At 43.7% G+C, this 18577-nt stretch carries 15 protein-coding genes; 10 read left to right on the top strand and 5 right to left on the bottom strand.

Annotation, left to right across the window (positions count from 1 at the left end):
* The first annotated feature begins 54 nt into the window (after positions 1-54).
* Both ACT3QR_RS12255 and ACT3QR_RS12250 read left to right on the top strand, forming a co-directional pair.
* Positions 55-1338, top strand: a complete 1284-nt coding sequence (locus ACT3QR_RS12255) for an FAD-dependent oxidoreductase (protein ID WP_444521611.1) — start codon at positions 55-57, stop codon at positions 1336-1338.
* A 36-nt stretch (positions 1339-1374) separates the two neighbouring features.
* Complete coding sequence (locus ACT3QR_RS12250) at positions 1375-2607, top strand: PIN domain-containing protein (RefSeq protein ID WP_444521610.1); 1233 nt, start codon at positions 1375-1377, stop codon at positions 2605-2607.
* Position 2608: 1 nt separating this feature from the next.
* On the opposite strand, the gene ACT3QR_RS12245 is transcribed toward ACT3QR_RS12250, so the two are convergent.
* Positions 2609-3520 carry a lysine exporter LysO family protein gene (locus tag ACT3QR_RS12245; protein WP_444521609.1) on the bottom strand — a complete coding sequence of 304 codons (912 nt, stop codon included), beginning with the start codon at positions 3518-3520 and terminating at the stop codon, positions 2609-2611.
* A 265-nt stretch (positions 3521-3785) separates the two neighbouring features.
* On the opposite strand from ACT3QR_RS12245, the gene ACT3QR_RS12240 reads away from it, so the two are divergent.
* The 3 genes from ACT3QR_RS12240 to ACT3QR_RS12230 are packed head-to-tail and all read left to right on the top strand — an operon-like array spanning position 3786 to position 8608.
* Positions 3786-6482, top strand: coding sequence for an alpha/beta fold hydrolase (locus tag ACT3QR_RS12240; protein WP_444521608.1), 2697 nt, complete (start codon positions 3786-3788; stop codon positions 6480-6482).
* Positions 6483-7751: a patatin-like phospholipase family protein gene (locus tag ACT3QR_RS12235; protein ID WP_444521607.1), complete on the top strand. Its 1269-nt coding sequence runs from the start codon at positions 6483-6485 to the stop codon at positions 7749-7751.
* Entirely contained in the window at positions 7748-8608 is an 861-nt protein-coding gene (locus ACT3QR_RS12230) for an SDR family NAD(P)-dependent oxidoreductase (RefSeq protein ID WP_444521606.1), read from the top strand. The genes ACT3QR_RS12235 and ACT3QR_RS12230 overlap by 4 nt, the downstream gene beginning before the upstream one ends.
* A gap of 26 nt (positions 8609-8634) precedes the next feature.
* Here the strand turns inward: ACT3QR_RS12230 and ACT3QR_RS12225 are convergent, their stop codons facing one another.
* The 3 genes from ACT3QR_RS12225 to nadA form a co-directional block, all read right to left on the bottom strand.
* Positions 8635-9528, bottom strand: a complete 894-nt coding sequence (locus ACT3QR_RS12225) for a phosphatidate cytidylyltransferase (RefSeq protein WP_444521605.1) — start codon at positions 9526-9528, stop codon at positions 8635-8637.
* A 121-nt stretch (positions 9529-9649) separates the two neighbouring features.
* On the bottom strand, positions 9650-11575 hold the full coding sequence (nadB, locus tag ACT3QR_RS12220) for an L-aspartate oxidase (protein ID WP_444521604.1): 1926 nt from the start codon (positions 11573-11575) through the stop codon (positions 9650-9652).
* A 1-nt stretch (position 11576) separates the two neighbouring features.
* Complete coding sequence (nadA, locus tag ACT3QR_RS12215) at positions 11577-12716, bottom strand: quinolinate synthase NadA (protein WP_444521603.1); 1140 nt, start codon at positions 12714-12716, stop codon at positions 11577-11579.
* Positions 12717-13075: 359 nt separating this feature from the next.
* Between nadA and ACT3QR_RS12210 the strand changes: the two genes are divergently transcribed.
* From ACT3QR_RS12210 to ACT3QR_RS12200, 3 genes are all read left to right on the top strand, one after another.
* Entirely contained in the window at positions 13076-14107 is a 1032-nt protein-coding gene (locus ACT3QR_RS12210) for an NUDIX hydrolase (RefSeq protein WP_444521602.1), read from the top strand.
* Positions 14108-14329: 222 nt separating this feature from the next.
* Complete coding sequence (gene nadC, locus ACT3QR_RS12205; RefSeq protein ID WP_444521601.1) at positions 14330-15190, top strand: carboxylating nicotinate-nucleotide diphosphorylase; 861 nt, start codon at positions 14330-14332, stop codon at positions 15188-15190.
* 327 nt (positions 15191-15517) lie between these two features.
* On the top strand, positions 15518-16159 hold the full coding sequence (locus ACT3QR_RS12200; protein WP_444521600.1) for a MarC family protein: 642 nt from the start codon (positions 15518-15520) through the stop codon (positions 16157-16159).
* A gap of 255 nt (positions 16160-16414) precedes the next feature.
* Here the strand turns inward: ACT3QR_RS12200 and ACT3QR_RS12195 are convergent, their stop codons facing one another.
* Complete coding sequence (locus ACT3QR_RS12195) at positions 16415-17017, bottom strand: LysE/ArgO family amino acid transporter (protein WP_444521599.1); 603 nt, start codon at positions 17015-17017, stop codon at positions 16415-16417.
* A 145-nt stretch (positions 17018-17162) separates the two neighbouring features.
* Between ACT3QR_RS12195 and ACT3QR_RS12190 the strand changes: the two genes are divergently transcribed.
* Both ACT3QR_RS12190 and ACT3QR_RS12185 read left to right on the top strand, forming a co-directional pair.
* A complete protein-coding gene (locus tag ACT3QR_RS12190) occupies positions 17163-17906 on the top strand; it encodes a hypothetical protein (RefSeq protein ID WP_444521598.1) in 744 nt (247 codons plus the stop codon).
* A 175-nt stretch (positions 17907-18081) separates the two neighbouring features.
* The coding region (locus tag ACT3QR_RS12185; RefSeq protein WP_444521597.1) for a hypothetical protein at positions 18082-18577 on the top strand (496 nt) is incomplete at its 3' end.

The raw sequence follows: 18577 nt of genomic DNA, 5'->3' as shown, positions 1-18577 counted from the left end.
TAATTAAGATTGATAATAATCATTCTAATATTGAGCAATATTGAGAGACACCTTATGAAAAACAACCATACGTTGATTATCGGTGGCGGTATCGTTGGTGCGACATTGGCGCTAAAACTAGCACAACAAAAAATGCCTGTGACGTTAATTGATGCTCGCCCTGCACGCGATGAATCAGCTTGGCAAAACGTACTTAGCAAACGTGATGCACGTGTCTATGCCCTCAGTATGGCCAGCATTAATTTGCTGAAAGATGTTGGTGCTTGGCAACATATTGCCATATCCAAACGCAAAGCAGACTACTCACAAATGCAGGTGTGGCAGCTAAATGGTATGGGTGAATTATTATTTGGTGAAAGTGAAGATATTGGCGCCGGGGATAATAGTAGTAAAAATCATGCGCCTACATTATTAGGTAGTATGGTAGAGCCAGCTATCATAGAGCACGCACTGTGGCAGAGTTTGCATGAGGACGATGTCAGTGATTATCTAACCCTTATCGCTGGTCATAAAGTTGTCAATATGGATTGGTTGGGGGCGCAGCAAGGTTACCGTGTAACTCTAGACAGTGGCGAAGCGATTGATACGCGTCTATTAGTTGGCGCTGATGGGCGTGGCTCATTTGTACGTCAGCAAGCAGGAATTGGCGTAGATACGTTAGACTATAACCAAACTGCCATCTGCTGTGCGATTCAGACCGAGAAACCGCATCAGGCAACTGCACGCCAAGCCATGCTACCGACGGGTACGTTAGCACTATTGCCATTAGCAGATATAACCGAGGCTGATCAAGAAAACCCGCAGCATTGGCAGTCCATAGTATGGACATTGCCACGCAATCAAGCATTGGCGTTGATAGAGGAAGAAGATCGCTTTATCGCTGATAAACTAGCTGCTGCCAGCAATTACGAACTGGGTGCGATTAATCAGATTGAGTCTATCGCTAGTTTTCCATTATCGGCACAGCAAGCGAAAAGCTACGTCGCTGACAACCTAGTGCTCATCGGTGACGCTGCTCATGGCGTACATCCACTGGCAGGTCAAGGATTGAATCTTGGTATGCTCGACGTAAAGGTGCTATGTGAGCAGTTGATGCATGACTTTACCCGTAGTGGCGGTACGCTTTGGGGCAACAATCAAACGCTACGTTATTATGAGCGTTCGCGTCGCCCGCATAATAGTATGATGATGCATAGTTTTTCTGCGCTTAACTGGTTATTTGCAGGGTCGCTTGCCCAAATGCGTCCCGTGCAGCAGATACGTAATGAAGGCATGTACCGAGTCAGCAAAATCAAGCCTTTGATGCGTTTGTTTGCTAAGCAGGCGAGTGGAGTTTAGGAATGGTAACTTAAATTAAATAATAAGAATATTTTGATGAAGCATATTTTAATTGATTATGAGAACATTCAGCCCAAAAGCTTCGATAATGTAGAGGTGGCTCAGTGTCATATATGGTTGTTTTTGGGTGTTAATCAGCAAAAAAGTCTGCCACTTGAACTGGTTGAAACACTGCTCAGGTTCGATAATGAAAGTGTTCATATTATTAAGATGCAACATGCAGGAAAAAATGCGTTAGATTTCTATTTGTCTTTTTATCTTGGTAAAATCTCTGAAATTGATCCTAGTGCCGATGTTTGTATTTTAGCAAGAGATAGTGGTTATGATATTTTGGTTGAGCATCTAAATAGTGCCTATAATGGTATGAATATAATGCGGCTAGAAAATGCTAATCAGCTAAATGTAGCTTATGAGCCCAATGAAAATACAGTGTTAGATATAGAACAAAGCAAACTTGTTATTGATGATAATCAAGATACTTTATGCGATAACGTTCCTGAGGTGCTAAAGGAAAATAAAAAACATCTAGCTCAACCGATCGAAAATGATGTACCTAAAGTGATTATATACGACTGTTATGTCTTAGTTTTCGATGGCATTGTAAATCGTAAAGTATTTTTACCAAGCTATAAGTCTAACTTATTACATTTGATGAAGAAGTATGTTCCAGTGAAAATGTTAGAGAACTTTAATAACCTTGAGCAAGATTATATTTTTGAACAGGTTTTTGATAAGTTTGTTAAATTAGGTCTTATTAGCCACAACCAAAACGAAGAAAAACTAAGTTATAAAGTAGATAGGCAAGGAATATTAGATTTAGTAAAAGATCAAGTTTTGTTGAATAAGGCTAAAAAAATTGACGGACTAAATAATGTCATTAAGCAGAAACTTGCAACTTATCGCCAAGTAAATGATGAAAAACAAGTTGGCCTAGTTGTGAGGTGGTTAGAAAAGCAAGTTTATATTAAGCAGAATAATCAAGCTATCTATTACTCACCTTTTGATAATATCAAGGAAAACTCGAGTAAAGTGTCACAAGGTAACAATAAGAATAGCAAAGACTCTGCTACAACATATCAACGCGCAATAGCACAGCTAAAAAGTAGACCAGCAAGTACTCGACCATCTAAAAAGTCGAGTTTAATAAATTATCTTAAAAGCCATCTACGCAATGAAGACCCTAAAACCATCGATAAGCTGGTTAAACAGATGGTTAATAATAAAATAATCGTAATATCAAATACGAACAAGCTGATCTACAAAATATAGTTTATCCCAACGCCGAGAAAAACACCATTAGCACTGGCGAGACAATATTAATCAAAAAGCCAAAGCTAATCGCTAGTGGCACGACTTTTAGACCACCTGACTGCTGGATGATAGGCAAGGTAAAGTCTAAACTGGTCGCGCCACCAAGCCCAACCGCAGCGGAAGGGTATTTACGCATAAATACCGGAATAAAGATTAACGCGAAGAACTCACGTACTAAGTCGTTGAATAACGCGACACTACCCCAAACCGCGCCATAAGCATCCGTCATGACAATCGCTGACAGCGAGTACCAACCAAACCCTGACGATAGTGCTAAGCCTTTCGTCCATGATACATCCGTAAATAGTAGCGCGAAAATAAGCCCGCCTGCCAATACTGCTAGCGTAAAAATGACACTCATTTCTACGCCGCGTTTATTGAGCAGCACTTCTTTTAACGTGATGCCCGAACCTTTTAAGCCTATACCGACCAGTAAAATCAAAATCATCAGCATGACGGTCATAGAGTTTTCAGGCGGCATATAATCAGCAGGCAAGAAATAGCCAATCACCATCCCAATCACCACACAAACTACTTGTGCTAAGCTACCTCGAATACTCACCTGATGTTCTTTAGATTTTACACTTGGTTTTTTGGCATGCCATGGTCGAAAATGGTCAAACACCATGAGCGAAAACAACCCTGTGCCAATTGTCAGTATTGATAGGACAGTGACATATAGAACAATTTCACCAACCTGACTGCCTAAGCCTTCTACCTGAGACAGCTCAATCCCGATCAATGCTAGGATGATAAATACTAAATATGACAAACCTTTGTCTGCTAGTTTTGTCATAGTAGGGTTAGAAGGAATGGCAAAGCCAATAAACATTGGCATTAATACTAGAACAAGGGTGACTAGGCTTTGCATGATGAAGGACTCGCAGCGTTTTTTATAAGGCTTTTTTAAGAAGCTGAAGATTGTACCATATAAGGTTAGCAATACTGATATGAGACACTGAGATTCATTGTAAATCATTGGTCGTTGTTGACTAAAATAGGAAAAATTGAACGATTACAATGATGATAGTAAATATCTTTTTCAAAATGTTTGAACGTTTTTGAGCATTCTGTAATTCTTTACCTTATAAACTTTTGTTGCTACATTAAAGTACTGAAAATATTTGGCTAGACTCATGTCGCTATATCAGCTTAAAACTCAGTTTCAAAATCAACTACGTCCGATAAGCAATACGCTGGTTGAGCAAAATGTTACCGCTAATCAAGTGACGGTATCCGCTATTTTATTGAGCGTCGGCACAGCGTATGTCATTGCGAAGCCTGCAACCGAGCAGCAAGCGTTATGGCTGCTATTACCTTCATCGTTATTTGTACGGATGGCACTCAATGCCATCGACGGCATGATGGCGCGTGAGCATGGTCAAGCATCGATACTGGGCGCAGTACTCAACGAGATGGGTGATATTGTTGCTGATACGGCTCTCATTGCCAGTTTGGCTCCTCATGTTGCTCAGCATGACTTACAGATTAATTCTGAACGACAGACTGGCACGAGGAAGTCACTAACCACTCAGCGGCATATTAGTAGCATGGTGGCATTGAGTGTTGGTACCGAACTGCTCGGTATCGCTAGCAATACGATACTAGGGGTTAGGGCGAACCAAGGGCCTTTGGGCAAAAGTGACCGCGCGTTGGTGCTGGGTGTGTTTGGTGCTTTTATGGGAAGCAAGAGGCCGCTATCACTCTCTCATTTCAAAATCACTCCGCTATTCATATTGACCGAAGCACTCCTACTCAAAACGTGCTTAAATCGTATACGCTATATGGCAAACCTATATTTGATGCATCAGCCGCCAACGCTTCGATCAGTAACGCGTGAGTCGAAAAATAACTCACTATCTATTAACATTGCCTCATCACGTGATACTGCTTTACCAAATAATTCTACTGACAACGCTTACCCATTGGAGCTCAAAGAAATGCCAACCACTCCGGTTAATAATCAAAAAATAAAAGAACAGGCCAGTGTGAATTTTGAGCAATCTTCACCCACAGTTATCAATGGTGAAAGTTGCTACAACGCTTATGATGGCACGGCTATTTATTATCGCTATTGGCTCACAATGCCATTAGTAGATATGCAAAAACCAACGATTAAAAAAGCCGCTCAGCCGTTACGCCAAGTGATTTTATTACATCGTGGCCATGAGCATTCGGGCCGATTAGCCGAACTAGGACAGCAGTTTGCAGCAGCAGGCTATCAAGTGTTTGCGTGGGATGCGCGCGGCAATGGTCGCTCAGGCGGTATCAAAGACCATGCCGAGAGCGTCACTGAACTAGAGAGAGATTTAGACGGATTTGTACAACTGGTCATCGGGCAAACTGGTATTGCTATCGAAGACACCCTGATCGTCGCCAGTAGTATCGGTGCGGTATTGGCGGCAGCATGGGTGCATGATTATGCGCCCAATATTCGCGGTATGATACTCGGCACGCCTGCGCTAAGCATTCGCTTGTACATGCCCTTTGCGATACCGTCATTAAAGGTGGCACGTACGCTGGGTCTGATGTCACGTGTCAGCAGTTATGTCAAAGCACAATTGCTGACCCATGATAAAGACGCGCAGCAAGCTTACAATGCGGATCCATTGATATCGAACAGTATTTCGACCGACTTATTGATTGATACTCATGCCACAGGTCAGCGTTTGCTTGATGATGCAGGGGCTATCACTGTGCCGACATTTGTACTGTGCGCAGGTAAGGATTATGTGGTCGACAAGCAGGCTGAACGCGCGTTTTATGAAGCGATAAACACACCGACTAAACGCTGGCAACTATACCCAGACAGTTATCACGCAATCTTTCACGAAACCAATAAGGCAGATGTGTTTGCCGACTGCATAGATTTTGCTGAGCAGGTGTTTGCCGCGCCAGTACAAGCGCCTGATTTGAGTACCGCGCATTTGGATAGCGCCAGTAAAGACAAGGTAGACCGCTTAGCGATTAAGCCATTCAATCCGAGCTTTGCTATTACTCGTTTTGCGATGCAGAAGTTTGGTCATGTCAGCGACGCGATTGCTACAGGGCTTGAGCATGGGTTTGATTCGGGCCACTCGCTTGATCATGTTTATTATAATCAGCCAAGTGGTCAAAATAAATTTGGACATGCGGTTGATAAGTTTTATTTAAACAATATCGGTTGGCAAGGTATTCGTATACGCCGCGCGCATATATTGGAGCTGGCACGTTTAGCGCTCGCAGATACTAAAGACAAAAACCAAAATAGTACCAAACCATATCAACCAAAATTGTTAGATATCGCCAGTGGCCATGGTTTTTATGCGTTTGACTTACTGACTGAGTTTACCGATTTGCGTGCGGAGCTACGAGATTATGAGATGCATAATATCCAAGCACTGCAAGCGAAAGCCTCTAATTTAGCCATTACTGATCGAGTCACTGCCTGTCAAAAGGATGCGTTTGACGCAGCCAGTTATCAGCAAGTAGAGAAGACGAGCAGTAGTAAGGTCAATAAAGGTTTTGATATTGCCATCAGCTCAGGCGTGTTTGAACTGTTTTCTGATAATACGCTGCCAGAGACGGCATTGGCAGGTATTTATGACAGCTTAAAAGCAAATGGTTATCTGATTTATACCAACCAACCGTGGCACCCTGAGCAGGAGTTTATCAGTAAAACCTTAAACAACCATCGTGGTAGCAGTTGGGTAATGCGCTGTCGCTCACAAGCGGAAATGGATCAACTGGTTGAGCGTGCTGGCTTTAAAAAGGTTGCTATGCGTATCGATCGTTTTGGTATCTTTACCGTGTCATTAGCGATTAAAACCGCACCAGTTGATGATGAGTCATAGATGAATAGTCAGCAGGTTAAACCCTACGAGCGTGTGCAGCTATTTTCTGGAGGTGGCTCACGTTTTGGCTATTATTTGGGCAGTTATGCGGCATTGGTCGAGCATGATTTGGCACCAGATATTATCGTGGGTACTTGCGGTGGCAGTTTGTCTGCTTATCTGGTACAGCTTGCGTCTGACCCTAAGGACTTGCAGGCGCTGATGTGTAGCCGTGAGCTGTATTCAGTTATCAAAGCGATTCGCCATGTTACTCCTGATGAGGCGAACAGGCGTGCAAAAATGCGCTATATAACGCATGCGCTCAAACGTTTGGGTTTGTCCTTATCACATCAATCGTCCAAAGCTCAGCGGCATCGGCAAGCAGATAGCTATGCGCGACTGTTAGATGAGCTGCAACAATTGGCGATGTTTCGTATTGATAATGAGGGGCAATGGCTTGATGAGCTGGCTGGTGTCTCTACCAATAGGCATAATATCAATAGACATAACTCCTTTAACGCGAATGACACAACGCCAGAGATAGCCATTATCGCGAGTCGCCTGTATTCAGCACCTGCGGATAGCGATTTATTGAATGATAACTTGGCTAATAATAACTTGGCTAATAGCAGCTCGACTGATACGTCAGCCAGTAATCACCATGTAAAGCTGCAAGAATTGTTGTTTGCGCCACCGCTTTTGGCAGAATATCTATCAGACCTGCCTACCGAGCGCATGACATCACCGACGCATAGCTTTGCCAATGAACGGATACATCCCCCTGTTAAGCTCCTGACCCAATGGGATATTCAATCAGTGGTTCGCGCCTCTATGGCAGATATGTATTATTTACCGCCCACCCATATCACAGAGCTTGGCTGGTGCTTGGGCGGTGTGATTAACCTCACACCTATTGAGTTGGCCTGTCAGTTGGCGAAAACGGTATTTGCAGAGACCAAGGATGGTTATGATGCATGGCTTGCTGCCCCTGCCATTAAACGGGTTTTTGGTTTTGACCCAAATGCGCGGTTGGCCGCAGTACATAGTTATCAATCGAAAGCTGCATTGTCCAAATCCACATCATCAAAATCCGCACCGCCTCATTGGCTACCATTTGCCGATAATGCCCAGCAGCTGACGGGGAAAAATGTGCAAAAGCGGTTTAATCTACAGCAAATGACCGTCGAGCTGATACACGCTGACTATGATGGCTTTGTGCAGCAAATGCAGGCGCAATGGCAGTATGGTCATCAGCGTACGGTCGATTACATACAGCAGCATAAATTATGACAACTCATGCAGAAGATACCGCTAAAAACCATGCGCCGCATATTATTGTTATAGGTGGTACAAGTGGGGTGGGTTTGGCACTGGCTGTGCATCATTTACAGCTTGGCTGGCAGGTGAGCGTGGTTGGGCGGCGCATGGCAAAGATAGAACATATCAATAGCCAGTATCCGACTATTCAGACCTATACCTGTGAGTTGACTGATGATACTCAAATAAAAAATTTACTAGAGAGATTATCGAGCATACGCTTTGACAGACTGATTTATAGTGCGGGCAGCTATACCAATGAGCGTACGCATCAGTTGAATCAAGCAGACAGTGATAAGATGTTAGCGATTAATCTGCAAGCGTTTGAGCAGGTATTTAGCTGGGCCAGCACTCAGTTAAAGCAGCAAAGCCAGTCGCTCGATGTCATTAAGAATAATATTACTAGTAGCAATGCCACTCATAATGGTGCCACTAATAATCTTAAGCCAAGCCTTATTTGTTTGGCATCCATTGCGGGTACGCTGGATTATCCTTATGCCAGCCTTTATGCCAAAAGTAAACGCGCGATGATAGCGACGGCCAGCGTTTATCGATTGGCGCTTGACCCTTATGAGATTCAAGTGACCTGCATTGCTTCAGGTTATATCGATACTCAAGCGCTGCGTGATTTAAACGACGGTGATGCCAGCCACAAGCCATTTATTATGAGTACGCAAACAGCGGTAACAAATATTATGAAAGCGATTGACGATGATGTTGAGTTGGCCGTGTTTCCAAAATCGATGCGCTACATTACTCGCACACTAAATCACTTACCTAAGCCATTACTCAACTGGATATTACGCAATAAACTGGATAAAGCCAGATAGCATGTCTATCAATATTTTGACTAGGTCTAACCAAATAACCAATACAGTAGGGTAAATAACGGCACCCCAATTAGTAAGCTATCCATCCGATCTAATACGCCACCATGTCCAGCCAGCATCGTGCCAGTATCTTTTACCCCATGTTGGCGTTTAAATGCTGATTCTAATAAATCCCCCGCAATACCGCTCACTGCTAAGCTGTAGGCTGCTAGTAAGCAAACCCACCAGCTAAAAGGCGTGAGCAATAATCCTAGAAACGAAGCCAATATAGCCGCAACTAAACTGCCAAAGACAGCACCTTCAATGCTTTTATTCGGGCTAATAGTCGGTGCTAGACCTCGTTTAAACAGCTTACGCCCAAGCAGTCGCCCACATAGATATTGGGCAATATCGTTGAACTGACTGGCAAATAATACGAAGAGTAAAACACCATATTGTTCGCGTTGCCAAGTCAATTGCTGTAAGGCGACAAGGCTAATGATGAGTGAGATGAAGGCAACACTCAGTAGCAGGTCTAAGGAGTTGAGCCGCGTATAGTGTTGAGTCAGATTGAGAGAGGTTTTCGCTAGCAGGGGAGTACTTGGCTGTAAACCTTGTGCTTGGAGTTTATGAATGAGCACGGCTTTACTGCGTAAACACCATAGACGTTTAATCTCGTAGCTGCCGCGTAGACCAATTAATATAAAAAATAAAATGAGCAGCCATTGATAGGCATATACTTGCAAATGAGAACCTTGCGTATCGTTCGTTATTTTTGCAATCACATAGCAAGTGCAGAGCGCGGCTAACATCAACCACCACGAGCGGGCTATCAGGTAGATTTTTGGCAAACGTTTGCGTAGACGAGGTACGGCAAGTACACTCCAAGCCAAGCTGACGATTATCATCAGGGCAATCACAAACACAATATCAGAAGCCATACCGTGGACACTCAAGAAAGAGATAATATTTTAAGCCTATCCATAATGATAGCTTAAATGCCTCTTTAACTATAGTGTTAGATATCGCCCTTGATGGGTTTGGTTATTATCTGTTGTAGGCTTAAATATGGTCAGTAACAGGTATCGGATAACGCTCGTCTTCTATAATGTGAGAAAAGGAGTTAAGCGTAGTTTTTCTTAATGGCAAAATGATACTGGTCAAAGGCGTTTCAGCTAAGTTAGGATAATCCTCACGATAATGCCCACCGCGACTCTCAAAGCGTTGATAAGCCGATTGGACAATCATCGTTGCTAACGCTAATTGCCTCACCAATTGAAAAATGGCAAGCTCACTGTCAGTAGTAGGGGCTTTACTACTCATATCAGATAGCATGGTTTCAGTATGTTCGATTGACTCCTGCCACTGCTCAATTTGTCGCAATGCTTGCTCTAATTGTTTGGCACTACGTGTGATGCCCATATTGGCTGTCAAAAGAGCTTTCAATGCTATAGTTATCTCTGCAATATCTACGTCAGAATGAAATGCTTTATCAGCCTTATAAGTTGGGAGTGTTGACTGCTTAGAAGAGGGCAAGATAACAAATTGCGTGTTTTCTAGTGTCGGATATTGCCAAATGTCGGCAGCTAACTGATGCAGTTTATAATAGGCAGTATGTGGCTGCGGTATTTTTTCTAAAGCTTCAGCCGTTTTCTCTAAAGCTTCTAAGTTCTTTAAGCGGTCCAATTTCTTTAAGTAACGAGGCAAGTTGGCTGCGATGTTACGACCAACCACCACACACTCCAACAATGAATTACTTGCTAAGCGATTGGCTCCATGTAGCCCTGTATAAGCAACTTCGCCTTCTGCATACAGCCCTGCAATATCGGTCAATCCATTGGCATCAGTCACCACTCCGCCACAACTATAGTGGGCAGTCGGAGCGACCGGAATAGGGTCTGTGGTCATATCGACGCCGAGTGCTAGCAGCGTCTGATAAATCTGCGGGAAATGCGCTTGTATAAATGCAGCTGGCAAGTGACTGACATCAAGATGCACGTAGCCAAGTCCGTTACTACTAATCTGATTGGCTATTGCCCGAGCGACAATATCGCGTGGCGCTAATTCAGCGCGCTCATCAACGTCTAGCATAAAGCGCACACCAGTCTGCGGACAATACAGTCGTCCACCTTCACCGCGTAACGCTTCAGATATCAAAAAACTGCTGTCACCTAATGCTAAGCCCGTTGGGTGAAATTGAATAAATTCTAAATTTGCCAAACGACAGCCTGCTTGCCATGCCATTATAACGCCATCACCGACGCAGACATTAGGCGCGCTGGCACGTTTAAATAATTGACCTAAGCCACCACTAGCGAGTACGACAGCTGAACTATGAATAGTGAGTTGACGCTCGTTGATATGATCAAAGACCAGCGCCCCTTGGCAATGTTTAATCTTGCTATCGTTCGTGCTAAAAGAAGAGTTACCAATCATAGGTGAAGTCAGTAACTCTAATGCTTCATGATAAGGCAAGATAATGATATTGACCGCAGTCTGTGCTTTGGTAGTTAAGGCATCCATCACGTGCTGACCCGTTGCATCTTCAGCGTGAGCGACTCGTCTACAGCCATGCCCACCTTCTTTGGTTAGATGTAGGTCACTGGTTGTTAAGCCATTAGTCCGCTGTACTTTATTTGCTGCTGTCGCATGTTGTTGTAGGGTCGGCGTAAAGGGAACGCCTTGCTCACATAACCATTGAACCGCTTGCTGTCCTGCACTAAGAATATCGGCCGTATTATCGGCGTCACATAATCCTGCGCCAGCGATGAGCGTATCGCTAATATGGTCGGCAACTGAGTCAGTGTCATCCAAACTGGCTGCAATACCGCCCTGCGCATAATGGCTTGAGCAAATTTCCAGGGCTGCTTTGCTCAGTACCATGATGCTCAGTGATTTTGGTAGTGATAGTGCAGTACTTAAACCAGCCAGTCCTGCACCAATAATCAGGACATCTGTCTGCCTGATATTATCCGCACCCTCTCTCATACTAGGCTGCCCCAACGTTAGCGAACAGCGCACGGTCGGCAACGATATCTCCACTCGCTGTGACACGTTGTTTTTGTGCTTCGGCAAAATCAAGCATACGTTGTAATGGTTTTCTAGCAGCTGTAGCCAACTCGGGCGTCATCAATACTTCACCACTACGCTGCGTTAAGCACTGTTCAATACCTTTTAGACCATTCATTGCCATCCAAGGGCAAAACGCACAGCTCTTACAGTTTGCACTCTCACCAGCAGTAGGTGCGGCCAAAAAGCGCTTGTTTGGTGAGCGTTTTTGCATCTCGTGCAAGATACCCAAGTCAGTTGCGACAATAAAGGTATCGGCATCCATCTCATACGTTGATTGCAAAAGCTTGCTAGTCGAGCCGACCACATCGGCTAGTTCAACCACGCTATCAGGTGACTCTGGATGTACCAATACTTTAGCCTCTGGATGTTCCTCTTTTAGTTGCATCAATTCAGTGGCTTTGAATTCATTATGTACTAAACAAGAACCCTGCCAGAGCAGCATATCGGCGCCAGTCTCACGAGCGATGTATTTACCTAGATGACGGTCAGGGCCCCAAATGATAGGTTCGCCTTGGGCCTGTAAGTGGCGGACAATATCGATACCGACAGATGAGGTAACCACCCAATCAGCTTTCGCTTTTACCGCGGCGCTAGTATTGGCGTAGACGACTACGGTACGCTCAGGGTGAGCGTCACAAAATGCTGAAAATTCGTCAGCAGGGCAGCCCAAGTCAAGCGAGCATTCTGCTTCCAAATCTGGCATGAGTACGGTCTTTTCCATGCTTAATATCTTTGCTGATTCACCCATGAAGCGTACACCAGCGACTACCAACGTCTGTGCGCTATGAGCTTGTCCAAAACGTGCCATCTCAAGAGAGTCGCCTACACAGCCACCCGTTGCCAATGCCAAGTCTTGGATAAAAGGATCGACATAATAATGTGCGACCAGTACGGCATTATTCTCCTTCAATAGCTTTTTGATATTTTCTTCGACCACGATGCGTTCAGCGCGGGGCAAGTCTGCTGGCATTTTAGCCTTGGCATATTCAATGTTCATCTGAGTGGCGATGGGATTGTCCGCACTCATGATAGGTGCGTCGTAAGGATATTTTTTCATAATGGCAGCCTTTGTTGGTGCAATAACGATAAATGAGTGCACTAAAAAACAGGTAATTGACATAATAAATTTATAAGTTATGTTAATTATGTTCATTTTGAGTATAATTACAAGTGGTTTTTCATACTTAAAAAGTCAGAAGGTTAAATTTTAGTGCTCAAAGTGACGTGTAGTTAAGTCATATCAGGCTTAAGAATGGTGCTAATTCATGCCCCTTGTAACTATTTATCGATATTGATTTTTCATACTTACAACCACAGACTATGATAGTTTTAGATTCAAGTTATACTAAGCAGTACCACAGCTATTGACCCCGATAGCTATTTGTAGTTCAGAGAAAAAGGATAATCCCCAAAGCCATGACGTTGTCTTATTCACATGCGCACCAGCAAGGTAGCGGCACGACAGAAGTGGTCGCTGTATTGGTCGCTATCACCGATCATATCGCGCGCGTTCTAACCGTTGACCAAGGCAAGCTGTTGCCAAATGGGCCACTTATGCCGCTACATCGTTCGCTGCAAGCGGGCGTACGTCAGTGGGTAGAAGAGCAGACGCAGCAACCGCTGGGATATTTGGAGCAGTTATATACCTTTGTGGATACCAATAGGCGCAATATCGATGGCCATGCATTGGTGTATGTGAGTTATTTGGGTTTGGTGCAAGAGACGCAAACGCAGGCGCTCCAAAGCAAAGCACTATGGCGAGACTGGTATGACTACTTCCCGTGGGAAAATCATCTGAACGGTATGCCCAGTATTATTATGGACTTTGTCGTGCCAGCACTACTCGAATGGGCTAATACTGCCACCGACTTAATCGTTCAACAGCGCAGGCGTCAGCGCATTGGCTTGTGTTGGGGGCTGGACGAAGCGTTTTTGGCAGGTGATAAATCGACAGGTAGTCAATCAGTCAAGGAACACGATAACGAAAGTAGAGAGTGGATTGCAGAGCATGTGTTACTGCGCTATGAGATGCTGTATGAAGCAGGTCTGATACCCGAAGCCCCTAATTATCCACCTAACTATCAAGCCGCTGACTTGCCAGAGGACTGGTCGCAACGTATAGGTGTACCCATGTATTACGATCACCGTCGCGTGATTGCTACTGCTATATCAAGACTGCGCGCGAAGATTGAATATAGGCCGCTTATTTTTGGGTTGATGCCAGACGTGTTTACCTTATCGCAGTTGCAGCAGAGTGTTGAGGCGCTATCAGGCGTGCGCTTGCACAAGCAAAACTTTCGTCGATTGCTCGATTCACAAAATCTAGTGATGGAGACAGGTGAGAGTAGCAGTGCTCAACGCGGTCGTCCTGCCAAGTTATATCGCTTCCGCCATGATATTGAGCTACAGAGTTTATTGATGGATAGTAAGCTTCCTAAGCGAAAGTAACTAAGAACTAGTAACTAAACATAAGTGATTAAGCAAAATTAATTAGTTGCAAATAACGATGAGCGAGTGTCCAATAATATCTCATACTCGAAATTTGCTAGCAAAATAAGAAATATGTCACCTTACCTTGCAGGGCTGATAACTTTACGTTATATTTATGCTCATTTTGAGTTTAAATAACAAGCAGTTTCTATCAACATTATGCCTACATAAGGGTCAAAAATGACAACTGAAAAAGAGCCAGCATTGGATGACGTATTGCTCAAGCCATTGGTTGAGAATGCACTGACTGAAGATTTGGGTAGGCGTGGTGATGTAACGTCGCAAGCCACTATTCCAGCTGATATGCAAGCGCAGTTACAAATCAAGGCGCGGCAAGCAGGCGTGGTATGTGGTATCGATTTGGCACGGTTGTCTTTTGCTTTGGTCGATGCACAAATTGAGTTTATTGCCCAAGTACGGGATGGCGAAACGGTAGAGGCTGGAGCAGTGCTAGCTACTGTAAAAGGTAACGCACGTCACTTATTGACGGCAGAACGCACAGCACTGAACTTTATGACGCATCTCAGTGGTATTGCGACAGCGACCCGTCAAATTGTCGATAGTGTGGCGCAATATCCTGCGCAAATTACTTGTACGCGTAAGACTATTCCAGGCTTACGTATTGTACAAAAGTACGCCATACGCTGCGGCGGCGGACGCAATCATCGCTTGGGGTTGGATGATGCGATTTTAATTAAAGACAACCACATTGCTATTGCTGGTGACATCAAAACGGCCATTCAACAAGCACAGAAATTTGCTGGGCATCTGATTCCTATTGAAGTTGAAGTCGATACGCTAGAGCAATTAGAGCAGGCATTGGACGCAGGTGTGAGTTTAGTGCTATTAGACAATATGTCCCCTGAAACATTGTCGCAAGCGGTTGCTATGTGTCAGGGTCGAGCAAAGACTGAAGCCTCAGGTGGTATTACGCCCGAAACAGTACAAGCAGCGGCAAATACAGGGGTTGATTTTATCGCGATGGGCTATTTGACGCACAGTACGACAGCCTTGGATATTGGGCTAGATTTTAGTGCATAAGTACAGAGATGATAAAGGCTAATAGTACTACAGCGCTCGATTTTATCGGAAGGATTATCACCAAGTTAATAAAGCGGTAGTATAAAATGACAGCTTGTACTAACAACCTGTTAAAGGCTTTTTCTACGCTGAAGGTCTACTAAGATGATATATAGGCATAACGGCGCAAAGTTAATGATTTTATTAGCTTATCTGCCTATGTTACAATATAAGCTACAATGCTATTTTCAATCAGATATTGTTTAGTCCGATATTGGGTCATCGTTGCACTCGCACGATGACCTTAACTTTTTGCACAAGCGGTATCAATAAACAAGCGAGCGCTCAGTGAATACTGAAATCATTAAGATAATCTTAGCCTTTTTGGTATTGATTAATCCCTTTAGCGCCTTGACGTTATTTTTGGATTTGACCCGCGGTTATTCAATGAATAATCGACGCAAGGTTGCGCGTGTTGCCTGTTTGACGATTTTTATCACTATCAGCTTTTTTACTGTGGCAGGTGAGGTGTTACTAAACGCGCTCGGTATTTCAATTGGTTCGTTTCAGCTGGCTGGTGGCATCCTAGTATTTCTAATTGCCCTTAATATGATGAATGGTGATGGCAATCCAGTTAAGCCCGATCAAGAAAATTTCGATGTCGATCACGTACAAGATTCGCCAGTTTCGATGGCAGCTGCTGTGGTTCCTTTGGCTATTCCAATGATGATTGGACCTGGTGGTATCTCCACAGTTATTATTTATTCTTCTCAAGTTTCTGGTGTTTTGCAGGTATCTGCTATATTGATAGCTGGATTATTTATCAGCTTATTTTGTTATTTAGCATTAATGGCGGCAGGTCGTATTAGCCGCTTATTAGGTGATACTGGCTTGAACATCATGAGCCGAATCATGGGTATGCTATTGGCAGCCGTTTCTATCGAAATTATTGTAGGTGCGATACGCACTTTATTTCCTAGTGTGGTATAACAGATTTTCTGTTCTAGGCCTCAATTCTCTGTTGCTTATGCCGCTATTTTGTTGTTAAAGCACATCAGCATAGTTTTGGAGTCGCTGGTCATTAAGATAAAGCTATTATCCTAACTTGTACTTATATTTGATTATTCATTATTTGAATTCTATACACGCTATAGTGTCTATATAAAAAAACCAAGTACATTTAGATGTATTTGGTTTTTTTATGAGTTGTACATAACGGCTATGTTTGCAAATGTTTAGCACGGCCTAACTTCTATATAAATGCCAAGCTAAGTACAGCATCAATATGCCTACTAGAGCATCCAGTATGTTCCATGCCTTAGGCTTTGCAAATAAAGGCCTGAGTAATCGCGCACCATATCCAAGCGCAAAGAAGAAAAAGAACGAAGCGCTAACTGCACCAGCGGCAAACGTCAATCTACTGCTTGCACCCGTAGAGACCATACCGACGAGTACCAATGTATCTAGGTATACGTGCGGGTTTAACCAAGTAAAACCAAAGCATAGTAGTAAGGCTTTTTTTAAGCTACTCACGACTTGCCCCTCGACAGTCATTGCATGTGATTTTCTAACGCTGGCATATAGGCTCTGCAAGCCGTAAACTAGCAAAAATAGTGCGCCTGCCAGTCTGGCTATGTCGACCACATGCGGATAGCGAGCTGTTACAGCACCAAAACCAGCGACGCCCGCCGAAATTAGTATCGCATCGCTCACCGCACAAAACAGGCAGATAAAAAAGATATGTTCACGTTTGATGCCTTGTTTGAGTACAAAGGCATTTTGGGAGCCAATCGCTAAGATAAGTGAGAGGCCGAGTAGGAAGCCAGCAATATAATCTGGAGCATTCATAATACGGTGCTTAACGGTTGGAGTGTAGAAATGTTGACATTTTGATTACTGGCAGGCCAGAAAAAACCTGTTAAGATACGCTATTGAACGAATGTATGCAATATGCGCACAATGTGAGTGTAATAGACGAGGGGCAGAGCAAGTCATGGTAGTCAGTTTGACAAGAATGCTACAGTCATTTGGGCAAGCTCAAGATGACCTACCATCATTGGCAGCAAAGAATGCTCAAGAGATGAGCTTCGATCATGAACAGAATGCTAGTAATGATGGCAATCAAACAACTCACGGGCGTTCTACACTGACACCACCTGAACGTGTGAACCGCATATGTGATGCGTTGGCACAAGTGAGTGATAGCCAATCATCCACGCCTTTGACCGATCGCTATCTGAGTAATCATGCTCAAATGCGCCCAACCAATAGACCGCCTTTTGACCCAGATACTTTGTGGTATCTCAAACATGGACGTTGTCCGATTATGACTGAGCTTGTTGATGTGGTCGATGAGGCCACCCTAAACGCTATGCCTATCGAAGCTGTTGCGATATTAGACCGTATCAACGGTAAGCTAAAGCGCTATCGTGAGTGGAGTAGTGAGCTGAACGAGCAGCAACAGCAGCAACATAATGAGCGCCAGTTCGTCATCGATAAGTTGGTGTCCGAAAGTATCCCTGAGGCATTGCATCATTATGAGCAGCTACAACGTTTTAGTCCGCATCGTACCAAAAATAATATGGTACAGGGTAAGATGACTGCTGGTGATATGCTGACAGATTTGTTTTTAGAGATTGATTATGAGCTTGATGAGTTACTGGATGAATTGCATCAAACGGTTCTGAACCGCCTTGCCTCTACCCATCGTTATGTTAAAAGCCGTACACAAAGTTAATATTTGCTTTAATATCACTTTTTTCGTACATTCGAAAAGATTAAGTGTTATCAAAAGATACAACCGATCCGGTGCATAACAATATAGGGCTTTAATAGAGCCTTATTTTTTTGTTTAATAATAACAACCATAAGAAATTTGCCAAGATATTCTGACAAGTAACAAGGATAATATAATGACCCAAATGACTGCGATGTTCGTAATGTTTGTTTTGTATGGGCTGTTGCCAGTAGCCGGGTTATATTTAGGATATCGTGGCATTAAAAAAGTCACAGCACCCAAAATGCTCGAATATAAGGCGATGCCACAATTGGGTTATATACCCGAAAAAAGCCTGCCCGTCGAAGTAAAAACGGCTCTTGAGCAAATTAATACAAAGGGTGAAAAGCTGCGTGTCATGTATGGCGATACCAATAATGATGGCAAGATTGATGATAAAGATACCGTCAATGAAACTTATATTATGATTCAAAACTTGATGGATAGGCACGTACCGCTTGCTGTGGCTGATTATCGCCGCTTGCATGATTTAGACGATTCGCTTGCTGACACTACCAAAATTAAACATTCTAATGTCACGGGCAAAGAAGCCTTGTTAGATGTGCTTAAGACAATTAACACACAGTTCGATGACCTGCTCAACGCGTCATATCATCAAGACGGTCAAAAAC

Source organism: Psychrobacter sp. AOP7-B1-25 (assembly GCF_052376195.1).
Lineage (GTDB): Bacteria > Pseudomonadota > Gammaproteobacteria > Pseudomonadales > Moraxellaceae > Psychrobacter.
This window is presented reverse-complemented; position numbering and strand designations above follow the sequence as displayed.